Annotated in this window: 2 protein-coding genes; both read left to right on the top strand. The window is 69.0% G+C overall.

Going from position 1 to position 1,243, the window contains the following annotated elements; genetic code table 11:
- A partial coding sequence (locus tag H6A16_RS10520; RefSeq protein WP_204619005.1) for a CHAP domain-containing protein occupies positions 1 to 680 on the top strand: 680 nt, incomplete at its 5' end.
- 46 nt (positions 681 to 726) lie between these two features.
- On the top strand, positions 727 to 1,243 hold a 517-nt coding region (locus H6A16_RS10515; protein ID WP_204619002.1), incomplete at its 3' end, for a hypothetical protein.

Genomic DNA, 1,243 nt, shown 5'->3' with positions numbered 1-1,243 from the left:
AGCGCTACATCGACGGGTCGTTCGGCGACGAGCCGGGCTGGATGTACTTCGACCCGGTGACCGGTGCGGTCGACTACGGCTGGGCCTGGATCCCGGACCCGGGCAAGTGGGTCTACTACGACGAGGTCACCGGCCGCATGCGCCACGGCTCGGTCATGGTGGGCGGCCTGCCGTACTACCTCGACGAGCACACCGGCGAGCGCCTGCCGCGCGAGCGGGTCGTCGCGCGCCTGCTGGCGGTCGCGGCCTCGCAGGCGGGCACGAGCGACGGGTATCGGTATCAGGACGCCGCCATCGCCGGAGGCTCCACCTTCAACACGATGGGGCCGTGCATGGCCTACATCTACTGGTGCTTCCAAGAGGCCGGTCTTCACTATCAGCTGATGGATGGCGCAGCGACGACCTATCCGCACGAGCTGCTGGAATGGTATTCGTCGCGCGGGCGCATACTTCCGGCGGGCAGCCGTCCGCAGCCCGGCGACATCTGGATCGTCGACAACGAGCGCTACCGCCCCTTCGAGGAGGCGATCGCCTCGCACGTCGGCATCGTCGACCACGTGTCGGCAGACGGCGCGCACGTGTACGCGTGGGAGCACGTGAACGGCTCCGTGCGCCTTGTGGAGGAGAACAGCCAGCTGTGGTATCTCGTGGGATACGCGCAGCCGTACTATAACGAGTAGGTCGCGGGGCCTTTGGCCCCTCGATGGGTAAGGAAAGGGAAGATCGATGGTTTCACAGGATGGAGAACGCGGGACGCTTCCGCTCCGCCAACGGATGGCTGCCGCGGCGGCTGTGCTCGCGCTCGCTGCCGCGCCGCTGCTTCCGTGCACGGCTTTCGGTGTCGATGAGGCGATCGCTGAGGTGCCGACGCAGCAGGAGGCTATTGCGGAGGCTACCGGCATCGATGAAGCTGGGCCAGCGCTCGATCAGGCGGAGACCCTGACCGTCGACGAGGAGGCGGATGACGAGGTCGCGGATCCCGACGAGGTCGATCCTGACGAGGGGTCTGACGAGACCGATCCCGACGAGGACCCCGGCGAGGAGGGCCCCGCCTACACCGGCTGGGTGGACGCCGGCGGCGAGCCCTGCGCCCCCGCGGGCGCCGCGGGCTGGGTCGACGCCGGGCAGGCGGCCGAGTCCAAGTTCTTCTACGACCCCGCGACCGACGCCTGGTACTGGGCCGAGGCCGACGGCTCGATCGCGCGCGACCACGACGCCTTCGTGCCGCGCGACAACGGGGTGG

Origin of the sequence: Collinsella tanakaei (assembly GCF_016900375.1) — a bacterium.
Taxonomy (GTDB): Bacteria; Actinomycetota; Coriobacteriia; order Coriobacteriales; family Coriobacteriaceae; genus Collinsella.
The sequence above is the reverse complement of the archived record's forward strand: the minus strand, read 5'-3'. Positions and strand labels throughout refer to the sequence as shown.